A 24,435-nucleotide genomic window follows, 5' to 3' on the forward strand; every position below is an offset into this window, starting at 1 on the left:
TGTCCGTGTACGACGGCGACATCGCATCCGTGCTCATCACCGAGCAGGAGATCAGCGACAAGGTCACCGAACTCGCCAAGCAGGTCGCGGATGATCACCCCGAAGGTGACTCCGACCTCGTGCTGATCACCGTGCTCAAGGGCGCTGTGATGTTCATGGCCGACCTTGCCCGCGCTTTGCCAGTTCCGGTGCAGTTGGAGTTCATGGCCGTCTCGTCCTACGGGTCCTCGACCTCGTCCTCGGGCGTGGTGCGGATCCTGAAGGACCTGGACCGCGACATCGCCGACCGCAACGTGGTGATCGTCGAGGACATCATCGACTCCGGGTTGACGTTGTCCTGGTTGTTGAAGAACCTGCAGTCGCGCAAGCCGCGGTCGTTGCAGGTGTGCACGTTGCTGCGCAAGCCCGACGCGGTGAAGGTCGAGGTGCCGGTCAAGTACGTCGGGTTCGACATCCCCAACGAGTTCGTCGTGGGGTACGGGCTGGACTACGCGGAGCGGTACCGGGATCTGCCCTACATCGGCACGTTGGACCCGAAGGTCTATTCGAGCTGAGAGTTTGTTCGTGGACGGGGGCGCTGGCGCGCCCCCGTTCTGCGTTTGGCGGGTGGTCGCGTTCCTGGGGTCGGGTCGCTTTGCGAGGGTGGTCTCGCAGGTCTTGACGATTTTTGGGGTGCGATTGGGGCTTGACCTTGAGCCTCTGGCGGGGTGCTGTGACGGCCGGAAAAGGCCGGACTGAAAAGCGCCCGGCCGTGCCCAGAGGGGTAGCACCCCGCCCCCTCAAGGTAAAGCCCCAATCGCCAATGCGGGCGTGCACCGGCTCCCATCGCGTCATAGTTCGGACGGCTCGCTACGCATCGCCACACCAGGCTGGATGCGTGGTTGGCTTACGCCGTCGGCTGTCCGGTTGGCACCACGCGCCAGCCTGCGTGCGAGTCACCTTGCGTGGGCGAGTGCGTTTGGCACCACGCGCCAGGTCTGCGTGCGTGGTCGCCCTGCGGTGTCGGCTGCGGCTGACACCGCGCCAAGCCTGCGTGCAGGTCGCATCGCGAGGGCGAGTGCGGGTGGCACCACGCGCCTGGCCTGCACCCGAGGCCGCCTCGCGTTGGCGGGTGCGTTCGCCCCGCACACGCAAAACGCCGGGCCCCCATGGGAAGCCCGGCGTCAGGTCTCGCACCACCCGGGTCAGCAGTTCGGGCGGCACCGCCGCTGCGACACCGCGTCCAGCAGCACGCCGCGGATGTCCTCCGGGTTCGGCGCCTGGTACGCCTTGCCGCCCGTGGCCGCCGAGATCGCGCGGAGCGCGTCCATGTCCACCTCGTCGCCGAGGCCGACCATGATGATCGGCACCGGCTTGGCCGGGTCCGCCTCGCGCTTCAGGGTTTCGATCAGGGCGCCGGTGTCGATCGACGAGATGTCGTCGTTGCGGCCGTCGGTCATGAGGACGACGGAGTTCACCTTGGCCGGGTCGTAGCCCTGCAGGACGTGGCGGAACGCCGCCAGGGTCGTGTCGTTCAGCGCCGTGCCGCCACCCACCAGGCCGGGCAGCTGGGAGGCGCCCGCCTCCAGGCGCTTGCGTCGGGTGACGCCTGCCAGGGGTTCGCCCAGAGGCCCTATCGGGACCAGTTCGATCCAGTCGTTCGGAGGCTTCTTGTCGGTGGAGAAGGCCCAGAGCCCGATGGCCGTGGTGTCCGGGAGCATCGACAAGGCGGTCATCGAGGCCTCGGTGGCCGCCTCGACGCGGGTCTTGCCGTTGCCGCTCTTCTCGATCATCGAGCCGGAGACGTCGATGACGGTCAGCATGCGCATGTCGAGGCTGATGGCGCCCCAGGTGCGCAGGAGTTCGGAGACCTGGTCGGCGTTCGGGGTCTCGATCAGCTTCACGTCGCCCGCCTGGACGCCCTCGACGTCGGTCGTCCACTTGGCGGGGGCGGCGCCGTTCACGGTGCGGAAGCCCGCCTCGCCGAAGCGCTTCGAGGTGTCGTTCGAGCGCAGGACCTTCTCGAACTCCGCCGCCGCCTCGCCGACGCCCTCGGGCTCGTTCGGGCGGGAGACGCGGACCAGCGGGTAGTCGAACGAGAGCGTGCCCTCCTTGGGCGGGGCGCCCAGGACGGCGTTGTCCTTCATCGTGCGGTTGTTCGACACGACGGACTGCTCGGTCGCGGCGAACAGCGGTGCCTTGCCGGCGTCCGTGGTGACCTTGCCGAACGCGTCGCGCACCGACGGGACGGCGCTGCGGCCCACGCGCAGCAGGGTTCCGACGAGTTCCGGCTTGGGCGTGCCGTCGGCGTTGCCCAGCAGGGTTCGGATCACGAACAGCGAGGCGAGGCCCTCCGACGTCATCGTCGGGTCGCTCATGGAGATCTGGACCTTCGGGTCGACGACCTTCGACCACGAAACGGGCGTGACCGGGAAGCCGATCTTCGACATCGCCTGCTGGGACCCGGCCATCACGAGCGGGCTGGACGCCAGGGAGGGCTTGATGTCCAGCTTCGGCGCCTCGGGGCCGGTCTCGGCGGCCTGGCGCTGCGCCTCGGCCGCCCACATCGACGAGTCGGGGATCCACAGCGAGTGGGGGTTGATCTGCGCGGTCGGGAGTTCGTTCGCCACGTCCGCCGCGTTGCGCGACTCGACCGTGACCTGGACGCATCGACCGCGCACGACCGGTTGTGACCGCTGGTAGTCCTGCGCCGCCGCGTTCACCACGTCGAGCGCGGCGGGGGTGACGGCGACCTTCAACGGCAGTGCGCCTGAGCAGTCCGCGCCGCTGGTGACGCGCAGGGCCACGACCGTGACGCCCGCCGCCGCGACGACCCCGAGCAGGGCGCCCACGGGGAGGGCGACCCGCCGGAACAAGCCGGGGGACGTATGACGTGCTGACATACAGTTACTTACCTTCGGTCACGTGTTCACTCTTTCGAGTGGCGGGGGAACACTCGGGGGAATGCATGAGGATGACATGTGACCGCCAAACGTACTGAGACGGCGTGACCTGCGTCACTCGTCTGCCTGGCGGTATTTGTTCCGGATGAACCAAAGTGCGTGAACGTGCGTGGCGGGGGTCACCAGTGGGAACCACAGGTGGGCCTCGCCCGTTGGTTGCTCAGTACCCGGCCAGCGAGCGGTAGGCTGGTCGGACGCGGTATGTGGGTCTTCCACTGCCCGACGCGCAAGTCAGGGAGGGTCGAGGCCGCCCGCCGGCCGTAAGTGCATGGACCGCAAGCGCCTGCTTCGCAACCCGCTGCTGTGGATCGCTGCGGTGTTGCTGCTCTACTTCGTCTTCACCGTGCTCTTCGACGACTCACGGGGTTATCACCAGGTCAAGACCTCCCAAGCACTCCAACAGGTGCGGGACGGCAAGGTCAAGGAAGCCACGATCGAGGACAAGGAGCAGCGTCTCCGGCTCACCCTCACCGACGGCACGACCTTCGAGGGCAGCAACCGCCTGATCACGCAGTTCCCGGCCAGCTCGACGGACGAGATCTTCAACGTCCTCGACCAGGCCGGCAACAAGCCGACCGTCGAGACCAAGGTCAGCCAGGAGTCCATCCTGATGCAGATCTTGATCTACCTCGTGCCGCTCGGCCTGCTGTTGCTGCTGCTCATGTGGATGATGAACAACGCCCAGGGCGGCGGCAACCGCGTCCTGAACTTCGGCAAGTCCAAGGCCAAGCAGCTCTCCAAGGACATGCCCAAGACGACGTTCGCCGACGTCGCCGGTGCCGAAGAGGCCGTCGAGGAACTGGAAGAGATCAAGGACTTCCTCCAGAACCCCGGCCGCTACCAGGCGCTCGGCGCCAAGATCCCGAAGGGCGTGCTGCTCTACGGTCCGCCGGGAACCGGTAAGACGCTGCTCGCCAGGGCCGTCGCCGGTGAGGCGGGCGTGCCGTTCTACTCGATCTCCGGCTCGGACTTCGTCGAGATGTTCGTCGGTGTCGGTGCCTCGCGTGTGCGCGACCTGTTCGAGCAGGCCAAGCAGAACGCGCCGTGCATCATCTTCGTCGACGAGATCGACGCGGTGGGCCGCCACCGCGGTGCCGGTCTCGGCGGCGGTCACGACGAGCGCGAGCAGACGCTGAACCAGCTGCTCGTCGAGATGGACGGGTTCGACTCGCGCGGCGGGATCATCCTGATCGCGGCGACGAACCGCCCCGACATCCTCGACCCGGCCCTGCTGCGCCCCGGGCGCTTCGACCGCCAGATCCCGGTGTCCGCACCGGACCTGAAGGGCCGCAAGCAGATCCTGCGCGTGCACTCGAAGGGCAAGCCGCTCGCCGCGGACGCCGACATCGACGGCCTCGCGAAGCGCACCGTCGGGTTCTCCGGCGCCGACCTCGCGAACGTCATCAACGAGGCCGCGCTGCTCACCGCCCGCCAGAACGGCCACACCATCACGGGTGCCGCGCTGGAGGAGTCGGTGGACCGCGTGATCGGCGGTCCGGCCCGCAAGAGCCGGATCATCTCCGAGAAGGAGAAGAAGATCACCGCGTACCACGAGGCCGGGCACGCCCTGGCCGCGTGGGCGATGCCGGACATCGACCCGGTCTACAAGGTCACGATCCTCGCCCGCGGCCGCACGGGTGGTCACACCCTTTCGGTGCCGGAAGAGGACAAGGACCTGATGACCAGGTCCGAGATGATCGCGCGACTGGTGTTCGCACTGGGTGGCCGTTCCGCCGAGGAGCTCGTCTTCCACGAGCCCACGACGGGTGCGTCCAACGACATCGAGCAGGCGACGAAGATCGCCCGCGCGATGGTCACCGAGTACGGCATGAGCGCGAAGCTCGGCGCCGTGAAGTACGGGCAGGAGCAGGGCGAGCCGTTCCTCGGTCGCTCGGCCGGCCGCCAGGCGGACTACTCGCTGGAGGTCGCGCACGAGATCGACGAGGAGGTGCGCAAGCTCATCGAGGCCGCGCACACCGAGGCGTACGAGGTGCTCAACACCTACCGCGACGTCCTCGACGACCTCACGCTCGAGCTGATCGACAAGGAGACCCTGCACCAGAAGGACCTGGAGCGGATCTTCGCCCGCGTCGAGAAGCGGCCGCGCATCACCCAGTTCAACGACTTCGGTGACCGCACGCCGTCCGACATCCCGCCGGTCAAGACTCCCGGCGAGCTCGCCAAGGAGCGCGGCGAGCCGTGGCCGCCCGTCGTCGAGGACGCGCTCGAGGAGGAGCTGAAGCAGGAGGACGGTCCCGCCACCGCGGAACCGGCCACCGAGCAGCTGCCCTCGGCCAACGGCTCGAACGGCGTGCACCAGCCCGGTCAGCCCTCGAACCAGTCGGGTCCGCCGAACTACGGCGCCCCGCCCGGATGGACCCCGGCGACCGTGCCCGGCGGCAAGCCGCACAACGTCTGGGAGCCGAAGAAGCCGCAGCCGGACCAGGACGAGCGGCAGTGACGGAGCAACAACAGCTCGACGGAGACGCCGGCCTCACCCACAACGGGGAGGCCGGCGTCTCCGCGCGGCGGGTCTTCGACCAGGCGCGGGCCGAGGCTGCGGTGCGTGAGTTGCTGCTCGCGTGCGGTGAAGATCCTGACCGGGAGGGGTTGCGCGAGACACCCGCACGGGTGGCGCGTGCCTACCGGGAGTTGTTCGCCGGTCTGTACACCGACGCGGACAGCGTGCTGGCGAAGACGTTCGACGAGAGCCACGAGGAGCTCGTCCTCGTCACCGACATCCCGATGTTCAGCTTCTGCGAGCACCACCTGCTGCCGTTCCACGGCGTGGCGCACGTCGGGTACATCCCGAACGAGCAGGGACGGGTCACGGGGCTGTCGAAGCTCGCGAGGCTCGTCGACCTCTACTCGAAGCGGCCGCAGGTGCAGGAGCGGCTGACGTCGCAGGTCGCGGACGCGTTGGTGCGCAAGCTCGAACCGCGCGGCGTGATCGTCGTGATGGAGGCCGAGCACCTCTGCATGGGCATGCGCGGTGTGCGCAAGCCCGGCTCGCGCACGACGACGTCGGCCGTGCGCGGGTTGCTGCGCACGTCCGCCTCGACGCGGGCGGAGGCGATCGAGCTGATCAGGGGCCGGACGAGGTGAACGGACTGCCTCGTCCCGGCCGCTGTGTCGTGATGGGCGTGCTGAACGTGACGCCCGACTCGTTCTCCGACGGCGGCCGGTACATCGACCGGCGGGACGCGGTGGCGCACGGCGTCGAGATGTTCAAGCGCGGCGCGGACGTGATCGACGTCGGCGGCGAGTCCACCCGTCCCGGCGCCGAGCGCGTCGACCCGGCCGAGGAGATCGCACGCATCGTGCCGGTCATCCGCGCCCTGGTCGCCGAGCAGGTGCCGGTCAGCGTCGACACCATGCGGGCCTCCGTCGCGGCGGCGGCGCTGGAGGCGGGCGCGTCGATCGTGAACGACGTGTCCGGTGGCCTCGCCGACCCCGAGATGGCCGCTGTCGTCGCCGCGGCCGGAGTTCCGTACGTGCTCATGCACTGGCGTGGGCACAGCACGGAGATGGACGCGTTGGCGACGTACGACGACGTGGTGACGGACGTGCGCAGCGAGTTGCTGGAGCGCGTCGAGGCCGCGCTGGCCGCCGGTGTCGCCGAGTCGTCGATCGTGCTCGACCCCGGCCTGGGCTTCGCGAAACTGGGCGACCACAACTGGGAGTTGTTGCAGCGCCTGGACGAACTGGTCGAGCTGGGCTTCCCGGTGCTGGTGGGGGCGTCGCGCAAGCGCTTCCTCGGCACGTTGCTCGGCGGTCGTCCACCGGACGGCAGGGAGGACGCGACCGCGGCGGTGTCCACTCTGGCCGCGTTCAACGGAGCGTGGGGTGTGCGGGTGCACGACGTCGACCGGACGCTGGACGCGGTCGCCGTCGCCGGTGCTTGGAGGCGGGGACATGGCTGACCGGATCGCGTTGACGGGCCTGCGGGTGCGCGGCCACCACGGGGTGTTCGAGCACGAGAAGCGCGACGGGCAGGAGTTCGTCGTCGACATCACGCTGTGGCTCGACCTGTCGTCGGCGTCGCGCACCGACGACCTCCGCGAGACGTACCACTACGGCGAGCTCGCCGAGATGGCCGCGGCGATCGTCGGTGGTGAACCGTACGACCTCATCGAGACGGTGGCGGGCAAGATCGCCGACGCCGCGATGGCGGACACGCGGCTGCACGCGGCCGAGGTGACGGTGCACAAGCCGTCCGCGCCGATCCCGCTGACGTTCGACGACGTGTCGGTGACGATCCGCCGTTCGCGCCGGCTCGCCGCCCCGCTGCCCAAGGAAAAGCCTTGAGCCGCGCGGTCCTCTCGATCGGCTCGAACCTCGGTGACCGGTTCGCCTTCCTGCAGTCGGTGGTGGACGGGTTGCGCCCCAACGTGATCGCCGTTTCGCCGGTGTACGAGACGGCGGCGTGGGGCGTCGAGGACCAGCCGGACTTCCTGAACGCCATCGTGATCGTGTCCGCGGACGACGTCGACGAGTGGGGCTGGCTCCGTCGCGGCCAGGCGCTCGAGAACGCCGCCGGACGCGTGCGGGAGAAGCGCTGGGGACCGCGCACGTTGGACGTGGACGTGGTTTCGGTGGACGGGGTGACCTCGGACCACCCGGAGCTGCTCCTGCCGCATCCTGGGGCGTTTGAGCGCGCGACAGTGCTCATCCCGTGGCTCGACGTCGAGCCTGATGCCGTGCTGCCGGGGCACGGACCCGTTGCGGGCCTGGAGTTCTCGGCCGAGGGCGTGCGGCGGCGTGACGATCTCGTGCTTTCGGGTTGGATGGACGCGTGAGGTTCACCCGTCCCCGCGACCTGGCGGCCGTCGCGATCATCGCCGCGCTGCTGGCCCATCTGCTGCTGCGGCTCGCCTACGACACGTTGCCGCCACTGCCCGTGCTGGCCGGGTCGACGTTGTTCGTCATCGCGGTCGTGGAGGTCGTGCTCGCCTTCTCGTTGCGGGCCAGGATCCAGCGGCGTGCGGGAGCGCGTCCGGTGCAGCCCCTGACGGCCGCCCGAGCCGTCGCGTTGGCGAAGGCTTCGTCGGTTTTGGGCGCTTTGATGTTCGGTGTCTGGACCGGTGTGTTGATCTTCGTGATCCCCGTCCGCGACTCGTTCCCGGCGGCCTCGAACGACCTGGTGGCAGCGGTTGTCGGGGTGCTCTCGGCGGCCGCTCTGACGGCTGCCGCGCTGTGGCTCGAGCACTGCTGCAAAACGCCCAACGAGCGTTCCGGAAACGAGATAGATACCCGGCCGTAGGTCTCAGTCGCATAACTACGCGGTACCGTAGTGCCCATGACCGGGCGTGGCGCGTCGATCGACGGCGAGCAGGAAGATCACGGTCGTGGCTCAGGGCGATTGCTGTTAGTAGCGGCATTGGCGCTCGCCCTCGTGGCCGCGGCGGTGCTCGTGCTGAGCGACAGTGCCCGCATGCTGCGTCTTGCCGTGGTGGCCGCATTGTGGGCGGCTCTGGTGGGCGCGTTCCTCGCCGCCAAATACCGCAAACAGGTCACGGAGCGCGACGACGAGGTGGCCGACCTCCAGTCCGTCTACGAGCTCGAGCTAGAGCGCGAGGTGGCCGCGCGCCGCGAGTACGAACTCGAGATCGAGTCGGAGACGCGCAAGCGCATCGAGGAGGAGTCGCGCGCGGACATCGAGGCCCTGCGCGCCGACCTGCACGCGTTGCGCGACAACCTGCAGGCGTTGCTGGGCGGTGACGTCCTCGTCGAACGCGTGGCCCTGCGCGCCGAGTCGACCCGCCTGCGCTCGCTGTCGTCGGAGGCCGCCCGGCTGACCGCCGGCGCCGACCAGCGCATCATCAACGCCAAGCCCGCGATCACCGCCTCGGCGTCCGCCGAGAAGCCCTCCGAGCGCACCGAGCTGATCGAGCGCGTCGCCCACGACGCCAAGGTGCAGCCCCCGCGCCGCGAACCGGCGCGCCCCGAGCCCGTGCGCCCGGAGCCGAGCAGGACCTCGCCGCGCCCGCAGCCGGCCGTCGTCCGCCGCGAGCCCGTGAAGGTGCAGAAGCAGGAACCGGCCCGCCCGCAGGCCCGTCCGGGTGCCGCCGCCGCGTCCGTGTCCGCCCGGCTCGGCAACGCGGCCGCGCCGCAGGTGCCGCAGAAGGCGCAGCCGCCCAAGGTGGCGCCGCCGACCGTGAAGGCCGCCCCGGTGCAGGCCCAGGTCCACCGCACCGAGCGGGTGCAGCGCCCGGCGCAACCGCCGGTGCGCGCCGAGGTGCCGGCGCGTCCGGAGCCCGTGAAGGCGGCGGAACCCCGCAAGCCCCGCGTGGCCGAGCGCACCGAGATGATCGACCCGAAGTCGTTGCAGGCAGCCGGTCGCCGCCGCGCCGACGAGCGCCCGGCCCCCGTCCAGGACAGCGGCTCGTGGGAGACCCTGAAGCCGGACAGCGCCGGTTCGTCGAGCGGCCGCCGCCGAGCCGACGAGGCCCCGGCCCGCCGCACCGCCTCCGAGGACTCGCTGGTGTCGCTGCCCCCGGTGCGCCGCCCCGCGTCCGAGCAGTCGTCGGCGAGGCTCCCCGCGGTCGCACCGAGCCGCCGCGCCACGCAGGAGGAGGCCCCGGTCTCCGGCCGCCGCGTGGCCGAGGACTCGTCCACCCGCCTGCCCGCGGTCTCGACCGGCCGCCGAGCCGCACCGGAAGACCAGTCGGGCGCGCACGCCGACGGCAAGTCCGTCAGCGAACTCCTGGCCTCACTGGGCGGAGGCGACGCCCCCCGCCGCCGTCGCCGCCGCGACGACTAGACCCGCTACTTGTCGATGTCGCCGACGATGACGGCGAACGAACTCAGCACGGCAGGCAGGTCGTCGACCTTCGTGCCGGGCAGGAGCGCCGACAGCGCCTGCACGTTGTTGAACGAGGGCGTGCGCAACTTGAGCCGCCACGGCGTCTTCTCGCCCCGCGACGACAGGTGCACGCCCGAGGTCCCGAGCGGCGCCTCGACCCGCGTGTAGACGGACCCCTCCGGAGCCTTGATCGACTTGGGCAGCCGGAGGTTCACGGGCCCGGACGGCAACTGTTCGAGGCACTGCGTCGCCAACTCGACCGACTTTGTGACTTCGTCGAGCAGACACCGCACCCGCGCCGCCGCGTCACCCTCAGTCCGCGTGACAGGCTCGAACTTCAAAGCCTTGTAAGCGGGCAACGGGTCGTCGCGCCGCAGGTCGAAGTCCACGCCGCTGGCCCGGCCGATGGGCCCGGTGACGCCGTACGCCAACGCGTCCTCCTGGGTGAGAACACCGAGCCCTTCCAGCTCCTCTGTGGCGATGGACAGCGTGCTCGTGTCCACAGTGGACAGAAATGCGGCCACCCGCGCGGTCCACCCGGCCGGGACGTCCTCGCGCAGCCCGCCGATCCGGTTGAACATGAAGTGGATGCGCCCGCCCGACGCCTCCTCCATGAGCGCCTGCACACCCTCGCGGTAGGCAGCGGCGTTGGGGGACAACGGAGTCAGGAACACCATGTGCGCCATCAGCCGGTTGAGCTCGCAGAGCAGCGCCCGCAACCACTGCGCCCGCACCGGCACGTCCATGCCCGTCATGCGCTCCACGGCCAGCGCCACCGCGAGCTCGTTGCAGAACGCCGACAGCCAGTCGTGCCGGTTGGCGAGCGTCAGCACCTGCCGGTAGTCCCGCACCTCGAACAACTTCTCGGCACCCCGGTGCAGGTGCCCGACGAGGGGCTCGGCCGCGGTGATGACGAGGTCCGGCGTGACGGTCAGGCGCAGGCGGTAGGCGCCGTGGGCCGAGGGGTGCAGGGGGCCGAGGTCGATCACGCGGTCGACGCCCAGGTACTGGGCGCCCGCGCCCACGCCGACGGTGATCTGCTCGCTCACCCGAGCATGGTTTCACGGGGGCGGGGAGGGGGCGGGACGTGGTTTGGGGCGAGGCGGGTGGCGGGGGTCCGCGGGGGTGGGTGGTGGGGGTTCGGCCGCGCGGTGGCTGTGGGTGTGGACGGAGGTGGTGTGGGCTGGGCGCGGCCGGCGGGTTGCGCGTGAGGTGCGAAGGGGAGGTGGCGGGGGCTCGAACACGGGTGGCGGCCGCGCGGTGGCGCGCTTGAGGTGGGGAGGGTGGAAGTGGCGGAGTCTCGGGCGCGGCCGGTGGGTTGTGAGGTGGCGCCGATGGACCCTCGGGCCCTGCGATGGCGGGGCTGTGGGCTGGTCGGGGTGCGGCTGGCGGGACGGCGCTGTGGGCTGATCGGCCGCGAGTGGCGGGGTGCGGGCGGTAGAGGTGGCGGTGCTTGGGCGCGGCCGACGTTCATAAAGGTGGTGCGGAGGCGCTGGGGGTCGCCGGCGGGCCGGGAAGCGGTGCGGCGGACGCACCTGGCGCGGTGCGGCGGCAGTGCTGAAAACCGGGCACCACCGGCGACCCGCTGGCGGACGGCGGTGGCGAAGGAGCGGCGGAGGGCGGGGCGGCAGCCGGGTGGTGGCGGACGGGCGGTAGCCGACAAGTGGTGCCGAGGGGCGGCCGGCGCCTGGACGTGGCTGGTGCCTGGACGCGGCTGACGGGCCGCGAATGCGGCGTGCCGCTCAAGCCCGCGTGACCCCGAAGAAGAAGCACCCGTGCGACACGCTCCGCACCTGCACCGCCTCCACCGCGGGATCGTTGAACAATCCTTCGATCACACGATCGAACGATCCAGGCTCCACCACCACGCCGTCACAGATCTGACCAGCGGCGTTGTAGGAACGCAGGATCCGGGGATTGTTCAACAACTCAACAGGCAGACGATCCAACGAAGCTCCACCAGGGCAGTCCACGTGCGTGAACACCGGCCCGACCTCGGAGTACGGCCCCTTCCCGAACGGCGCCGAGTACCGGAACAACCACACCGGCTCGTCAGCCGAAGACTTCCGCAAACAACACCGCAAAGGCACATCAGGCTCGGAAGCCCGGTACTCACGACCAGCATCGAAGAACGACTCGGACGGCGACACGGTGTGGATTCGCATGAACCCAACCCTCGCGCTCACCCACCAGAAAAGCTGGCGGGATTCGGACGCCAGGGCGGCAACGCGGGCGACCCGGGCAACGCCGGCAACAGGTCCGCCACCCGAACCCCACACCCGTGCAACAACCACCCGAACCCGCCCAACCCACCGGGATCACGCAACTCGGCGATCCGCCCGGCCCGAGCGGCCGACTCCAGCCAGTCCCACCCAGACCCGGAAGCCGAACCGGACAACCCCAAGGCGGACAACGCATCCCGCTGCGACACCAGCACCCAGTCCCCACCGGCGGCAGCCGCGCACGCATCCAGAGCGACGTGCGCCGTGATGTCACAGGACCCGTCGAACACGGGCGGGACCTGGCGCCCGCCTCGATACCCCGTCAGCGTGAACCGACGAGACGACACCAGGTGCCCGTAGTCGATCGCCAACGCCGCCCCGTGCACACCTGAAACAGCCGCCGCCCAAGCCGCATCCCGAGGCGAACCCACCTCGGCCAGCTCACCGTCCTCCAGCGAAGGCCACCACCGGGTGATCCAAGGATCCGACGAAGGCCCGCGCACCACCGGGCAGGGGATCGCGTCCAGCCACTCGTGCCCGACCAGCAACCCGACGCACGACGGCACCTCGCGAACCCACTGAACCCCGGGCAGCTCGACGAAAGGTCCGACCTCGACGGCGGTCACCCGCAGCCGCGCGGCCAGCGAACCGGTGGCGAGCGTGCGCACCGCGAAGGCCAGTTCACCGCCGCCCGCGCCAACGTCCACGAAGTCCACGACCGGGGGAAATCCCAGAGCGGCGTCCACACGCGCCAACAGCACCAGCAACGCCTCGGCCAGTTCCGGACCGACCAGCGGAGACGTCCGGAAGTGCCCGGACGGCTTCTCCCCGCGCGCGAAGAAGCCGGAAGGCCCGTAGAGCGCGGCGTGCCAAGCGGCTTCCCAGTCCAACACCGGACAAGTGTGCATCTAAGGTCATTTCCGTGACCGACGCCGACCTCACACCGACGCCGACACCGACGCCGATGCCGGCGCCGGGCAAGAAGCGCATCGAGCAGCGCCGCTGGACCGTCCTGTTCCCCGTCGTGGCGCTGATCGCGCTGGCCGCGGCAGGGCTCGTGCTGTTCGCGCTGGGCACGTCGAGCATCGGCATCGAGCCGCTGCTGGTCGGCGCCGCCGCCGCGCTGATCCCCGTCGCGTTCGTCGTGAGCGCCTTCCTGTGGATCGACCGCTGGGAGCCGGAGCCGGCGAAGATGCTGCTCTTCGCGTTCATCTGGGGTTCGTGCGGCGCGACGATCAGCTCGCTCGCGTTCAACCAGACGTCGAGGGTGCTCGGCGACCTGCTGACGAACGACGGCACGACGTTCACCGCCGTCGTGGGCGCGCCGATCGTCGAGGAGGCGACCAAGGCGGTGTTCCTCATCGCCGTGTTCGTGCGGCGCAGGCACGAGTTCGACGGCGTGGTCGACGGCATGGTCTACGCGGGCATCACGGCCGCGGGCTTCGCGTTCACCGAGAACATCTGGTACTTCGGCCGGGTCTTCCTCGAGAACGGGCTCGGCAACATGAGCGGCGGCGTGATCGCGCTGTTCGTGCTGCGCGGGGTGCTGTCGCCGTTCGCGCACCCGCTGTTCACGGCCATGACGGGCATCGGTGTCGGTATCGCGGCGACGACGAGCAACGCGACGGTCCGCGTCGTCGCGCCCATCGGCGGGTACCTCACGGCCGTCGGGCTGCACTCGCTGTGGAACTTCTCGACGACCGTCGGCACGGGGTCGGACTTCATCAACCTGTACTTCCTGATCATGGTGCCGGTGTTCGCCGGCGCCGTCGCGATCGTCGTGTGGCAGCGGCGCAGGGAACAGCGGATCGTCGCCGGTCAGCTCGCCGCGATGGCGCAGAACCGGTGGATCGCCAACAGCGAGGTCGCCCTGCTGGCCAGCCTCAACGGCCGCCGCAACTGGCTGCGGGCGGTCAAGCGCAAGTCGGGCGACGCGTCGGCCAAGGCCGTGCGGAGCTACCAGATCGCCGTCACCGAACTGGCCTTCCTGCGGCACCGCATCGAGCAGGGAACGGCCGGTCAGAGCGCCGAGCAGCGCCACGGGGTGCTGCTCGACACGCTGCACGCCGCCAGGGCGGCCGCCCGCCGGTGAATCCGGTCACCGGGAGGCACATCACCCCGGCCGCGGAGCTACCCTCGGCGACGTCGTCCGGTACCCGCACCAGGGACTGGAACGTCAGAAGGAGTTAGTCGCATGGACGCGACCCCACGTCCGGCGAGGCTCGCCGTGGGTGTCATCTCGGCAGGCCGCGTCGGCTCCGTGCTGGGCGCCGCGCTGGCCAGGACCGGCCACGTGGTGACCGGCGCCTCCGCCGTCTCCCAGGCCTCCCGCAACCGCGCGGACGAGCTGCTGCCCGGCGTCCCGATCGCCGACCCCACCGAGGTGGCCGCACGTGCCGACCTGGTGCTGCTGGCCGTGCCGGACGACGAGCTGGAGGGCCTGGTCAAGGGCCTCGTCGCCACCGGGTCGCTGCGGGCGGGCCAGATCGTCGTGCACACCAGCGGTGCGCAGGGCGTGAAGGTGCTGGAGCCCGCTGCCGCGCTCGGCGCCCTCACACTCGCGCTGCACCCCGTCATGACGTTCACCGGCCGCTCCGAGGACCTGCAGCGGATGAGCTCCGCGTGCGTCGGCGTGACCGCACCGGACGGCGACGAGGTGGCCTGGAGCGTCGGCGAGGCGCTGGTCGTCGAGATGGACGCCGAGCCGGTCCGGGTGCCCGAGTCGGTCCGCCCGCTCTACCACGCGGCGCTGGCCCACGGTGCGAACCACCTGATCACGCTGGTCCGCGACGCCGCCGACCTGCTCACCAACGCCGGCGTCGCCAACGCCGAACGCCTGCTCGGCCCACTGCTGTCGGCCGCGCTCGACAACGCGCTGCGCCACGGCGACAGGGCCCTCACCGGTCCGGTCGCCCGCGGCGACACGGGTACGTTGCGCAAGCACCTCGACGTGCTCGCCCACGAAGCACCCGAGACCCTGCCCAGCTACCGCGTGCTCGCCCGCCGCACCGCCGAGCGGGCCGAACGCTCAGGGCTGCTCAAGCCCGACACGGCCAACGACGTTCGCACCACTCTCGAGGACTGACGTGACGAAGCCACTGACCAAGGACGACTACCGCCCGGACGACGTCACGGTGCACCGCGACCCGGCCCGGCTGAACCGGGTCGTCAAGGCGCTCCGGGGTGCCGGCCGCAACGTCGCGCTGGTGCCCACGATGGGCGCGCTGCACGCGGGGCACCGCCAGCTGATCCGCGAGGCGAAGGTCATGCAGAACACGGTGATCGTCGTGTCGATCTTCGTGAACCCGCTGCAGTTCGGCCCGAACGAGGACCTGGCCAAGTACCCGCGCCAGTTCGAGTCCGATGTGGACATCTGCCGCGAGGAGGGCGTGGGCCTGGTATTCGCGCCGACCGTCGAGGACATGTACCCGGAAGGCGCGCAGGTCACCGTCCACCCCGGACCGCTCGGCGACGAGCTGGAGGGCGCCGTGCGCCCCGGCCACTTCGCGGGCGTGCTCACCGTCGTGGCGAAGCTGTTCAACATCGTGCAGCCCACGTACGCGGTGTTCGGGCAGAAGGACTACCAGCAGCTCCAGCTCATCCACAAGATGGCGCGCGACCTCAACTTCCCGCTGGACGTCGTCGGCGTGCCGACCGTCCGCGAGCACGACGGCCTCGCGCTGTCGTCGCGCAACGCCTACCTGAGCCCGGAACAGCGCCACCACGCCGTGACGCTGTCGGCCGCTCTGACGGCCGGCGCGCACGTGTCGGCGCAGGGCGCGGACGCGGTGCTCAAGGCCGCGCACGACGTGCTGGCGCAGACGCCCGAGGTCGAGCTGGACTACCTGGAGCTGCGCGGGCCCGACCTCGGTCCCGCGCCGGAGAACGGCGACGCCCGGCTGCTGGTCGCGGCCCGCGTCGGTTCGACCCGTCTGATCGACAACATCGCGGTGTTGCTCGGCGAAGGCGACGAGTAGGGGGAATGACATGTTCCGCACGATGCTGAAGTCCAAGATCCACCGGGCCACGGTGACGCAGGCCGACCTGCACTACGTCGGTTCGGTGACGGTGGACGAGGACCTGATGGAGGCCGCCGACCTGCTGGCGGGCGAACAGGTCGCCATCGTCGACGTCACCAACGGCGCCCGCCTGGAGACCTACGTCATCCCCGGCGAGCGCGGCGCCGGCGTGCTGGGCATCAACGGCGCGGCGGCGCACCTCGTGCACCCCGGCGACATCGTGATCCTGATCGCGTACGGGCAGATGGACGACGCCGAGTCGCGCACCTACAAGCCGCGCGTCGTGTTCGTGGACGCCGACAACAAGGTCGTCGACCTCGGTGCCGACCCGGCGCACGCCCCCGAGGGGTCCGGACTGGTGAACGGCTCCACGAGCGCGCCTTCTTCTGAGACCGTGGAAGCGACCGCGCTCGACGCGTTGATCAAGACCGAGAACTGAGGAACACACCGTGCTGCTCGCCATCGACGTCGGCAACACCAACATCGTGCTCGGTCTGTACGACGGGGTCGGCGACTCGGCCCCGCTCGTGCGCGACTGGCGGATGCGCACCGACGCCAGGATGACCGCCGACGAGCTCGCGCTGACCATGCGCGGCCTGCTCGGCGAGTACGCCGACAAGATCACCGGCATCTCCGCGCTGTCCACCGTGCCTGCGGTGCTGCGCGAGCTGCGGGTGATGCTCGGCCGCTACTACGACTCCGTGCCGAAGATCCTGGTGGAGCCGGGCGTGAAGACCGGCGTCCCGCTGCTAGTCGACAACCCGAAGGAGGTGGGCTCGGACCGCGTGATCAACACGCTGGCCGCGCACCACCTCTACGCGACGTCGTGCATCGTCGTCGACTTCGGCACGTCCACGAACCTCGACGTGATCTCGTCGCGCGGCGAGTTCCTCGGCGGCGCGCTGGCACCGGGCATCGAGATCTCGGTCGACGCGCTGGCCTCCCGCGCCGCGCAGTTGCGCAAGGTCGAGCTGGTGAGGCCGCGCAACGTGATCGGCAAGAACACCGTGGAGTGCCTGCAGTCCGGCATCGTCTACGGGTTCGTCGGCCAGGTGGACGGGCTGGTGCGCAAGATCACCGAGGAGCTCCAGCAGACCGACCCCGGCCCCGTGACGGTGATCGCCACGGGCGGGCTCGCCCCGCTGGTCGTCTCCGAGTCCTCGACGATCGCGCACCACGTGCCCGACCTGACCCTGCTGGGGCTGCGCATGGTCTTCGAGCGCAACCTGCCGGCTACTCGCTGACCCGCACCGTCCGGAAGACCTCCGCGCGCAGGGGGACGTCGAACGGCCCGTTCGACGTCTCCGGCCGTGCGCGGAGGAACGCGAGCATCTTGTCGTTGATCGCGGCCCGCTCCTCGTCGTCGATGACGAGCATGCGCGAGTGCGTGTTGATCCACGCGATGGCCGCCTCCGGCGAGTCACGGCGGTGCGCGTGCGGGAAGGTGGCGCGCTCCGCCGGTGCGAACGACGGGTGCGCCATGATCGAGACGGGGTCCTGCCGCTGCGACTCGACACTGCTCGCCGACACCTCCTCCAGCTCGCGCACCCACTCGACGTCCGAGACCGGCTCGGCCCACATGGCCGCCAGCACGCCACCGGGCCGCAGCACGCGCGCGATCTCCGGCAGCGCCTTCTCCTGGTCGAACCAGTGGAACGCGGTGCCGACGAACACGGCGTCGACGGTCTGGTCGGGCACCGGGATGTGCTCGGCGTGTCCGGGCAGCGCGCGTACGCCGTGCACGCGGCGCACCAGTTCGGACAACATCTGCTCGTTCGGCTCCACGGCTGTCACGCGGTGGCCCTCACCGCACAGCACCGCGGTCAGCTTGCCGGTGCCTGCGGCGAGGTCGAGCACGTCGAGGCGCTCGTCCGTGCCCAGAGGCTCCAGAGCCCACCGGATCGCCGCCACGGGATAGTCAGGCCGGTGTTCGGCGTAGGCCTCCGCCTGCGCGCCGAACGAGTCCGCTCGCCTCGCGTGTAGATCCATCCGTTCAACTTAGTGAGAGAACCGGCGCACATGTTGGTCCGGTCGGCGCTGCCTGCCGATCTTCCGGCGAATTAGTGGTATCCGGTTCGCTTTGGCGTCACGGGTGTCCGTACCCTTCTCGGCGTGAGTGAGCAGCCGAAGCAAAACCTCGTGACCAGCGAAGAAGACCTGCCAGAGCAGATGCGCGTGCGCCGGGAGAAGCGTGCGCGGCTGCTCGCTTCCGGTAAGGAGCCGTATCCCGTCGAAGTCGCGCGCACGCACACGTTGCGCGAGATTCGCGAAGCACACCCCGAACTCGAACCCGACACGCAGACCGGTGAGGTCGTCGGCATCACCGGGCGCGTGATGTTCATGCGCAACACCGGAAAGCTGTGCTTCGCGACGTTGCGCGAAGGCGACGGCACGGAACTGCAGGCGATGCTGAGCCTCGCCGGTGTCGGTGAAGAAGCGCTTTCCGACTGGAAGGCGGATGTCGACCTCGGCGACCACGTTTTCATCCACGGCGAGGTCATCAGCTCGCGCCGCGGTGAGCTTTCCGTGATGGCGGACGGGTGGCAGCTGACGTCGAAGTCGTTGCGCCCGTTGCCGGTCGCGCACAAGGAACTCGGCGAGGAAACCCGCATTCGCCAGCGGTACGTCGACCTGATCCTCAGGCCGACGGCGCGCGATACTGTTCGGACCCGTGCGAACGTCGTTCGTTCTCTGCGCGACTCGTTCCACCGGCGTGGATTCCTCGAAGTCGAGACGCCGATGTTGCAGACGTTGCAGGGCGGTGCCAGCGCGCGTCCGTTCATCACGCACTCGAACGCGCTCGACATCGACCTGTTCCTGCGCATCGCGCCGGAGCTGTACTTGAAGCGTTGCGTCGTCGGCGGCATCGAGAAGGTCTTCGAGATCAACCGCAACTTCCGCAACGAAGGCGTCGACTCGTCGCATTCGCCCGAGTTTTCGATGCTCGAGTACTACGAGGCCTACGCCACGTACGACTCGAACGCCGTGCTCACGCGCGAGTTGATCCAGGAAGCCGCCGAAGCGGTGACGGGTTCTCAGATCGTCACGCTGGCCGACGGCAGCGAGTACGACCTCTCGGGTGAATGGACCACGCTGAGCATCTACGAGTCGTTGTCCGGGGCGGTTGGTGAGGAAATCACCCCCGAGACGCCGGCGGAGACGCTGCGCAAGCTTTGTGACCGCCACGAACTCGAGGTGAACCCGAAGTTCGGGCACGGCAAGCTGGTCGAGGAGCTGTGGGAGCACCTGGTGTGCGACACGCTCTACGCGCCGACGTTCGTGCGCGACTACCCGGTCGAGACGTCCCCGCTGACCAGGCAGCACCGCACCAAGCCGGGTGTCGCCGAAAAGTGGGATCTGTACGTGCGCGGATTCGAACTGGGAACGGGTTACTCCGAACTGGTGGACCCGGTCATCGAGCGGGAGCGACTGGAAGCGCAGGCGCGTCTTGCCGCGGCCGGTGACCACGAGGCGATGCCGATCGACGAAGACTTTCTGCGATCACTGGAGTACGGAATGCCACCGAGTGGTGGTGTCGGAATGGGTATCGATCGGCTGCTGATGGCCCTCACGGGTCTGGGTATCCGGGAGACCATCTTGTTCCCGCTCGTTCGCCCTGAATGAGTAACTTTCCGGATGTCGATAGGTGCAATGCGGCACCCGTGCGCTAACCTGCCTCGCAGAAGGCTTTAGTTGGCGACGCGGGTGACCGCTCATTCGGGGTCCTGGAGGAACGCATGGCGCAGAAGGTCACGGTGACCCTCGTCGACGATCTGGACGGTTCCACTGCTGAGGAGACCGTCGAGTTCGGTCTGGACGGTGTCAGCTACACGATCGACCTTTCCTCGGGCAATGCGGGCAAACTGCGGGACGCTCTCGCCGACTTCGTCGGAAGTGCGCGTCGTGCCGGTGGTCGCAAGCGCGTCGGCCCGGGTCGTCCGGCCGGTACCGGTGCTGTGAAGGCGCGTCCGGCGTCGGCGGATCGCGAGCAGAACCAGGCCATTCGCGAGTGGGCCCGCAAGCAGGGCATGAAGGTGTCGGACCGCGGCCGCATCCCGGCCGAGGTGCTCGACGCCTACCACCAGCAGGGCTGAAATTCGGTAAAGCACGAAGGGGTTCCGGGGAAGATTCCTCGGAACCCCTTCGTGTTTTTTGTGTGACTGGTCAACTACCAGCGGGCGCTGAAGGGTTGTTTTTGGTGTCCAAACGACGCCGTTCACACTTCTGATCTTTTAGTTGATCTGACAACGTGTTTGTATTTCTCCAGTCGGCTGTTGTGACTCGTGGTGCGGATGTGACCGGAACTTCGCCCCGGGCGCCCGATCGTCTCAGCCGGTTCGGTTAGGCTTACCTGTCCTTACCGGAGCTAGGAGGGTGGGCCTTGGGTCGTAGGTCGTTCGGCCTGCTCTTCCTGCTGGTCGTGCTGGTCGCCGTGTGCCTGGCGAGCATCGCGATCGGCTCGAAGGAGATCCCTCTCGCCGGGGTGTGGCACGGTCTCTTCACGCCGACCGGCGTCGAGGACGACGTGGTGGTCCGCGAGCTGCGGATCCCGCGGACGTTGCTCGGCATCGCGGTGGGCATCGCACTCGGTGTGGGTGGCGCGCTCATGCAGGGCCACACGCGCAACCCGCTGGCCGATCCCGGCATCCTCGGCGTCACGCAGGGCGCGGCGCTCGCGGTCGTGCTCTCCATCTTCCTGCTCGGCGTGAACTCGCTGGTGGGCTACATCTGGTTCGCCTTCGCCGGCGCGATGATCGCGAGCGTCGTGGTGTTCCTGCTCGGGTCGGCCGGGCGCGGCGGACCGTCACCGGTGACGCTGGCGCTGGCCGGCGCCGCGGTCTCCGCGCTGATGAACGGCCTGGTGGCGGCGATCGTGCTGATCGACCAGCAGTCGCTCGACGCGTTCCGGTTCTGGCAGGTCGGCGCGATCGCGGGACGTGACCTGACCGTGCTGACGCAGGTGGCGCCGTTCCTGGTCGCCGGTCTGGTGGTGGCGGCGTTCAACGCGCCCGGACTGAACGCCCTGTCGCTGGGCGAGGACGTGGCGAAGTCGCTCGGCGTCCACACCAGCAGGACGCGGACGCTCGGCATCTTCGCCATCACGCTGCTGGTGGGCGGGGCCGTCGCCGCGTGCGGGCCGATCGGGTTCCTGGGGCTCGTCGTGCCGCACATCGCGCGCGCGTTCACCGGCCCGGACTACCGCTGGATCCTGCCGTACTCGGCACTGCTCGGAGCGGTTCTGATCCTGTTCGCGGACGTCGTCGGCAGGGTCGTCGCCCGCCCGTCCGAGGTGGAGGTCGGCGTGATGCTGGCGCTGATCGGCGCTCCGTTCTTCATCTTCCTGGTGCGGCGCAAGAAGCTGGTGAAGATTTGACGACCGCGACCAAGACCCCTGCCGCCAAGGCACCCGCGCTGCGGGTGGGCGCGACCTCGTTCCGGCTCCGCCCCCGGCCACTCCTCGTCGTGGCGATCTCACTCGTCGTCCTGGCGGCCCTGTTCGTGGCCGACATCGTGGTCGGCGACTTCCCGCTGACCGTGTCCCAGGTCGTCGACACGCTGCTGGGCGGCGGTACCCGCCGCGACCAGTTCGTGGTGGTGGAACTGCGCATGCCGCGCGCCCTGACGGGCCTGCTGGTCGGCGGTGCCCTGGGCCTGTCCGGCGCGATCTTCCAGGCCATCGTCCGCAACCCGCTGGCCTCGCCCGACATCCTGGGCGTGACGTGGGGAGCCGGCGCCGGAGCCGTCTCGGTGATCACCTTCGCGGGTTCGCTGGGCGTCGTGACCGGCAGCGCGGCCTCCATCGGCGTCCCGCTGGCGGGCCTGCTCGGCGGCCTGTTCGCGGGCCTGCTCGTCTACGGGCTGGCGTGGCGCAAGGGCATCGAGGGCTTCCGGATGGTGCTGGTCGGCATCGGCATCACCGCCGTGGCCGGCAACTTCACGCACTACCTCCTGACCGTCGGCGACGTGCAGGACGCAGGCCGCGCGATGGTGTGGATCACCGGCTCCCTGAACGGCCGCGGCTGGGAGCACGTCGTCCCCGTCGCCCTGGCGCTGATCGTGCTGGTCCCGGTCGCGATGATCGGCGGCCACGTCCTGGGAGCGCTGCAGTTCGACGACCAGACCTCCCGAGGCCTGGGCATCCGCGTGAACGCGGCGAGGTCGTTCCTGATCGTCGTGGCGATCGTCCTGGCCTCCGTGGCCACCGCCGCGGCCGGCCCGATCGCGTTCGTGGCCCTGGCGTCACCGCAGATCGCTCTTCGCCTGTCCGGCACCGCGCAGCCGCCGTTGTTCGGCTCGGTGGTCATCGGCGGAGCCCTGGTCATGCTGTCGGACCTGGTCGCGCGCACGATCTACCGCACCGAACTGCCGGTCGGCGTCGTCACCGCCGTGCTCGGCGCCCCCTACCTGATGTTCCTGTTGGTCCGAAGCCGCCGGGAGGCGCGGGTATGAGTGTGCGTCTTGAGGCTTCGTCGCTGTCCATCGGCTACGGCGAGCGGCTGGTCGTCGACACCCTGGACCTGTCGATCATCAGCGGCACCGTGACCGCGGTGATCGGGCCCAACGGCTGCGGCAAGTCGACCCTGCTGAAGGCTCTCGGGCGCTTGCTGCCTGCTCGGTCGGGTGCCGTCCTGCTGGACGGTCGGAAGATCGACTCCATGTCGACCCGCGACGTTGCCCGGGTTCTGGGGATGTTGCCGCAGTCGCCTTCCGCGCCTGAGGGGCTGACCGTCGCTGATCTGGTCGCTCGTGGGCGGCATCCGCATCAGGCCTGGTACCGGCAGTGGTCTTCGGACGACGCTGCGGCTGTGGACGCGGCATTGGAGATGACCGGGATCCTGGACCTGGCTGATCGCACCGTGGACGAGTTGTCCGGGGGGCAGCGGCAGCGGGCCTGGATCTCGATGGCGTTGGCGCAGGGCACGGATCTGTTGCTGTTGGACGAGCCGACCACCTATCTGGACCTCGCGCACCAGATCGATGTGCTGGATCTGGTTCAGGAGCTGCACGCGTCCATGGGGCGGACGATCGTGATGGTGTTGCACGACCTGAACCTGGCTGCTCGGTATGCGGACACCATCGTTGCGATGCGGGGTGGGCGGATCGTTGCCCAGGGGTCGCCTGGTGAGGTTTTGACCGAGGAGATGTTGCTGGAGGTGTTCGGGTTGGATGCTCGGGTTGTCGAGGATCCTGTGTCCGGGACACCGTTGGTGGTTCCCGTGGGGTCTCGGCACCGGGTGCCGTAGTGCTTGTTTTGCGGGTGGCTGTTTATGCGTGCGGCCGGTTGCGGTTGCGTGCTTCCCCTGGGGCTCTGCCCCAGACCCCGGCAATCTGAGATGGGGGCCAGTGCTGGGGGAAGGTAGATGGCACGCCTGTTGCTTAGAGCGGCCGCCTGCTTCGTACGCGACTCGTGATGGGACCCCACCGCCGGTACCTCTTTGCTCAGGACGGCTCGCCTGCGGCATCGCTGTGATCAGGCTCAGGCGTGCCCGCTCTGCCCTCAGTTGTTGCAGGTGCGTGGGCACGCCGTGCACGGCTCGGCGTTCGGCAGCACGTAGTGGAAGCAGCAGCTGTTGCGCTTGCGCTTCCACCCCTCAGCCGTGAAGTGCAGCGAAGAGGCCGCCACGAAGGGTTCGAGCTTCTCCGGCAGGATCATCGCCGCGTCCGTGACACCGGCGTTCTCGTCGCCGAACAGGCGCCCTGCCGCCCACGGGCCGTACTCCAGCATGTCGGTGGCGGCGGCCCAGAGCTGGCGGCGGCCGAAGCGGACCACCTGGCCGAAGGACGCGACGAACTGAGCGGCGTGGGCCGCGTAGCGGGCGCGGAGCACTGCTGCCAGGGCTGCCTCGTCGGCCACGACGGTGGCGGCCGGGTGGTTCGAGGCCGGGTCGTCCGGCAGGCAGGCGAACTCGTCGCACATGACGGCCAGGCCGTCCGGGTGCGGGCGGCCGTCGGTGGCGATGCGGAACGCCATGTCGGAGGGCTTGAGGGTGGGCACGCGGCGGGCCGTGTGGAAGAGGAGGCCAGCCAGGTAACCGGGCTGGTGGAGGTACCAGCCCATGATGTAGCCGGCGGTGGCGCGGTCGTCGGACTCGCCGTACTGCTCGACCATCCACTCCGCCAGGTCCTTGCGCCACAGGTCGAACCGCGACGGCTCCGCCAGCAGGTCCGAGCAGATCGTCCAGTCCTCCGGGGGCGTGCCGAAGACGATCTCGGTGCCGGTCTCGAGGCGGGCGATGGATTCGGCCAGTGGCGTGAGCGCACGCGGGTTCTGCTGTGAGACCCTCGCAGGTACGGTCAACGCGCAAGTCCTATCTCATCTGGATGAGGCTTGCCTAACCTTACCCAGATCCCCCGGATTTGCGCCTCCCGAGGTGGCCCCGGTCACAGGAGTATCGCTCAACGGCGAGTTGTTCGCGTTGAGCGGACATCGCCCGATCTGTGGAATC

General features: G+C 69.5%; 24 protein-coding genes. 18 read left to right on the top strand and 6 right to left on the bottom strand.

Annotated elements, in window-relative coordinates:
* Nucleotides 1-5 precede the first annotated feature (5 nt).
* A complete protein-coding gene (hpt, locus tag BMY74_RS01645; RefSeq protein WP_089908282.1) occupies nt 6-554 on the top strand; it encodes a hypoxanthine phosphoribosyltransferase in 549 nt (182 codons plus the stop codon).
* A gap of 630 nt (nt 555-1,184) precedes the next feature.
* Here the strand turns inward: hpt and BMY74_RS01650 are convergent.
* Nucleotides 1,185-2,882 (bottom strand): substrate-binding domain-containing protein, encoded by a 1,698-nt coding sequence (locus BMY74_RS01650; protein WP_089908286.1) that lies wholly within the window; start codon nt 2,880-2,882, stop codon nt 1,185-1,187.
* A 328-nt stretch (nt 2,883-3,210) separates the two neighbouring features.
* Between BMY74_RS01650 and ftsH the strand changes: the two genes are divergently transcribed.
* From ftsH to BMY74_RS01685, 7 genes are read left to right on the top strand one after another with little or no spacing between them, the layout of a single operon-like run.
* Nucleotides 3,211-5,403: an ATP-dependent zinc metalloprotease FtsH gene (gene ftsH / locus BMY74_RS01655; RefSeq protein ID WP_089908288.1), complete on the top strand. Its 2,193-nt coding sequence runs from the start codon at nt 3,211-3,213 to the stop codon at nt 5,401-5,403.
* Entirely contained in the window at nt 5,400-6,047 is a 648-nt protein-coding gene (gene folE / locus BMY74_RS01660) for a GTP cyclohydrolase I FolE (RefSeq protein ID WP_089908290.1), read from the top strand. The genes ftsH and folE overlap by 4 nt, the downstream gene beginning before the upstream one ends.
* Before the next feature lie 32 nt (nt 6,048-6,079).
* Entirely contained in the window at nt 6,080-6,865 is a 786-nt protein-coding gene (folP, locus tag BMY74_RS01665) for a dihydropteroate synthase (RefSeq protein ID WP_089908293.1), read from the top strand.
* Nucleotides 6,858-7,250 carry a dihydroneopterin aldolase gene (gene folB / locus BMY74_RS01670; RefSeq protein WP_089908294.1) on the top strand — a complete coding sequence of 131 codons (393 nt, stop codon included), beginning with the start codon at nt 6,858-6,860 and terminating at the stop codon, nt 7,248-7,250. The genes folP and folB overlap by 8 nt, the downstream gene beginning before the upstream one ends.
* Complete coding sequence (gene folK, locus BMY74_RS01675; protein ID WP_089908295.1) at nt 7,247-7,741, top strand: 2-amino-4-hydroxy-6-hydroxymethyldihydropteridine diphosphokinase; 495 nt, start codon at nt 7,247-7,249, stop codon at nt 7,739-7,741. Before folB ends, folK begins: the two co-directional genes overlap by 4 nt.
* The gene (locus tag BMY74_RS01680; protein ID WP_089908298.1) at nt 7,738-8,205 is read left to right on the top strand and encodes a DUF3180 domain-containing protein; all 468 of its coding nucleotides are present in this window, start codon (nt 7,738-7,740) and stop codon (nt 8,203-8,205) included. Before folK ends, BMY74_RS01680 begins: the two co-directional genes overlap by 4 nt.
* Nucleotides 8,206-8,241: 36 nt before the next feature.
* Entirely contained in the window at nt 8,242-9,705 is a 1,464-nt protein-coding gene (locus tag BMY74_RS01685; RefSeq protein WP_143091410.1) for a DUF6779 domain-containing protein, read from the top strand.
* A 5-nt stretch (nt 9,706-9,710) separates the two neighbouring features.
* Here the strand turns inward: BMY74_RS01685 and BMY74_RS01690 are convergent, their stop codons facing one another.
* The 3 genes from BMY74_RS01690 to BMY74_RS01700 form a co-directional block, all read right to left on the bottom strand.
* The gene (locus BMY74_RS01690; RefSeq protein WP_089908305.1) at nt 9,711-10,796 is read right to left on the bottom strand and encodes an NADH-quinone oxidoreductase subunit D; all 1,086 of its coding nucleotides are present in this window, start codon (nt 10,794-10,796) and stop codon (nt 9,711-9,713) included.
* A 693-nt stretch (nt 10,797-11,489) separates the two neighbouring features.
* Nucleotides 11,490-11,912 (bottom strand): DUF1203 domain-containing protein, encoded by a 423-nt coding sequence (locus BMY74_RS01695; RefSeq protein WP_143091411.1) that lies wholly within the window; start codon nt 11,910-11,912, stop codon nt 11,490-11,492.
* 17 nt (nt 11,913-11,929) lie between these two features.
* Entirely contained in the window at nt 11,930-12,862 is a 933-nt protein-coding gene (locus BMY74_RS01700; protein ID WP_218159493.1) for an SAM-dependent methyltransferase, read from the bottom strand.
* 71 nt (nt 12,863-12,933) lie between these two features.
* Here BMY74_RS01700 and BMY74_RS01705 point away from each other — a divergent pair, with 71 nt between their 5' ends.
* The 5 genes from BMY74_RS01705 to BMY74_RS01725 all read left to right on the top strand — a co-directional run bounded on the left by BMY74_RS01705 (nt 12,934) and on the right by BMY74_RS01725 (nt 17,232).
* On the top strand, nt 12,934-14,061 hold the full coding sequence (locus tag BMY74_RS01705; protein ID WP_089910271.1) for a PrsW family intramembrane metalloprotease: 1,128 nt from the start codon (nt 12,934-12,936) through the stop codon (nt 14,059-14,061).
* Nucleotides 14,062-14,163: 102 nt separating this feature from the next.
* On the top strand, nt 14,164-15,054 hold the full coding sequence (locus BMY74_RS01710; RefSeq protein WP_089908313.1) for a Rossmann-like and DUF2520 domain-containing protein: 891 nt from the start codon (nt 14,164-14,166) through the stop codon (nt 15,052-15,054).
* 1 nt (nt 15,055) lies between these two features.
* Nucleotides 15,056-15,946, top strand: a complete 891-nt coding sequence (gene panC / locus BMY74_RS01715) for a pantoate--beta-alanine ligase (protein WP_089908316.1) — start codon at nt 15,056-15,058, stop codon at nt 15,944-15,946.
* Between the two features lie 10 nt (nt 15,947-15,956).
* Entirely contained in the window at nt 15,957-16,427 is a 471-nt protein-coding gene (gene panD / locus BMY74_RS01720) for an aspartate 1-decarboxylase (RefSeq protein ID WP_089908318.1), read from the top strand.
* A gap of 10 nt (nt 16,428-16,437) precedes the next feature.
* Entirely contained in the window at nt 16,438-17,232 is a 795-nt protein-coding gene (locus tag BMY74_RS01725) for a type III pantothenate kinase (protein ID WP_089908321.1), read from the top strand.
* On the opposite strand, the gene BMY74_RS01730 is transcribed toward BMY74_RS01725, so the two are convergent.
* On the bottom strand, nt 17,222-17,977 hold the full coding sequence (locus tag BMY74_RS01730; RefSeq protein ID WP_089908324.1) for a class I SAM-dependent methyltransferase: 756 nt from the start codon (nt 17,975-17,977) through the stop codon (nt 17,222-17,224). The genes BMY74_RS01725 and BMY74_RS01730 overlap by 11 nt on opposite strands.
* Nucleotides 17,978-18,157: 180 nt before the next feature.
* Between BMY74_RS01730 and lysS the strand changes: the two genes are divergently transcribed.
* From lysS to BMY74_RS01755, 5 genes are all read left to right on the top strand, one after another.
* Nucleotides 18,158-19,612, top strand: a complete 1,455-nt coding sequence (gene lysS / locus BMY74_RS01735) for a lysine--tRNA ligase (protein WP_089910275.1) — start codon at nt 18,158-18,160, stop codon at nt 19,610-19,612.
* Between the two features lie 113 nt (nt 19,613-19,725).
* Nucleotides 19,726-20,082 carry a histone-like nucleoid-structuring protein Lsr2 gene (locus tag BMY74_RS01740; protein WP_089908326.1) on the top strand — a complete coding sequence of 119 codons (357 nt, stop codon included), beginning with the start codon at nt 19,726-19,728 and terminating at the stop codon, nt 20,080-20,082.
* A gap of 287 nt (nt 20,083-20,369) precedes the next feature.
* Nucleotides 20,370-21,362, top strand: coding sequence for a FecCD family ABC transporter permease (locus BMY74_RS01745; RefSeq protein WP_245785831.1), 993 nt, complete (start codon nt 20,370-20,372; stop codon nt 21,360-21,362).
* Nucleotides 21,359-22,438 carry a FecCD family ABC transporter permease gene (locus BMY74_RS01750; protein WP_245785832.1) on the top strand — a complete coding sequence of 360 codons (1,080 nt, stop codon included), beginning with the start codon at nt 21,359-21,361 and terminating at the stop codon, nt 22,436-22,438. The genes BMY74_RS01745 and BMY74_RS01750 overlap by 4 nt, the downstream gene beginning before the upstream one ends.
* Complete coding sequence (locus tag BMY74_RS01755) at nt 22,435-23,232, top strand: ABC transporter ATP-binding protein (protein ID WP_089908332.1); 798 nt, start codon at nt 22,435-22,437, stop codon at nt 23,230-23,232. The genes BMY74_RS01750 and BMY74_RS01755 overlap by 4 nt, the downstream gene beginning before the upstream one ends.
* A gap of 254 nt (nt 23,233-23,486) precedes the next feature.
* Here BMY74_RS01755 and BMY74_RS01760 read toward each other — a convergent pair whose 3' ends face one another.
* Nucleotides 23,487-24,287, bottom strand: coding sequence for a (2Fe-2S)-binding protein (locus tag BMY74_RS01760; protein ID WP_089908334.1), 801 nt, complete (start codon nt 24,285-24,287; stop codon nt 23,487-23,489).
* Nucleotides 24,288-24,435: the final 148 nt, after the last annotated feature.

The organism is Lentzea albida (assembly GCF_900111005.1).
GTDB lineage: Bacteria > Actinomycetota > Actinomycetes > Mycobacteriales > Pseudonocardiaceae > Lentzea > Lentzea albida.

Excerpts from the sequence above, each read along its gene's own strand:
- BMY74_RS01685 (WP_143091410.1), top strand. The coding sequence starts at position 8,242 with ATGACCGGGCGTGGCGCGTCGATCGACGGCGAGCAGGAAGATCACGGT.
- lysS (WP_089910275.1), top strand. The coding sequence starts at position 18,158 with ATGCGCGTGCGCCGGGAGAAGCGTGCGCGGCTGCTCGCTTCCGGTAAG.
- BMY74_RS01705 (WP_089910271.1), top strand. The coding sequence starts at position 12,934 with ATGCCGGCGCCGGGCAAGAAGCGCATCGAGCAGCGCCGCTGGACCGTC.
- BMY74_RS01710 (WP_089908313.1), top strand. The coding sequence starts at position 14,164 with ATGGACGCGACCCCACGTCCGGCGAGGCTCGCCGTGGGTGTCATCTCG.
- folB (WP_089908294.1), top strand. The coding sequence starts at position 6,858 with ATGGCTGACCGGATCGCGTTGACGGGCCTGCGGGTGCGCGGCCACCAC.
- ftsH (WP_089908288.1), top strand. The coding sequence starts at position 3,211 with ATGGACCGCAAGCGCCTGCTTCGCAACCCGCTGCTGTGGATCGCTGCG.
- folP (WP_089908293.1), top strand. The coding sequence starts at position 6,080 with ATGGGCGTGCTGAACGTGACGCCCGACTCGTTCTCCGACGGCGGCCGG.
- BMY74_RS01695 (WP_143091411.1), bottom strand. The coding sequence starts at position 11,912 with ATGCGAATCCACACCGTGTCGCCGTCCGAGTCGTTCTTCGATGCTGGT.
- BMY74_RS01650 (WP_089908286.1), bottom strand. The coding sequence starts at position 2,882 with ATGTCAGCACGTCATACGTCCCCCGGCTTGTTCCGGCGGGTCGCCCTC.
- BMY74_RS01740 (WP_089908326.1), top strand. The coding sequence starts at position 19,726 with ATGGCGCAGAAGGTCACGGTGACCCTCGTCGACGATCTGGACGGTTCC.
- BMY74_RS01755 (WP_089908332.1), top strand. The coding sequence starts at position 22,435 with ATGAGTGTGCGTCTTGAGGCTTCGTCGCTGTCCATCGGCTACGGCGAG.
- BMY74_RS01730 (WP_089908324.1), bottom strand. The coding sequence starts at position 17,977 with ATGGATCTACACGCGAGGCGAGCGGACTCGTTCGGCGCGCAGGCGGAG.
- panD (WP_089908318.1), top strand. The coding sequence starts at position 15,957 with ATGTTCCGCACGATGCTGAAGTCCAAGATCCACCGGGCCACGGTGACG.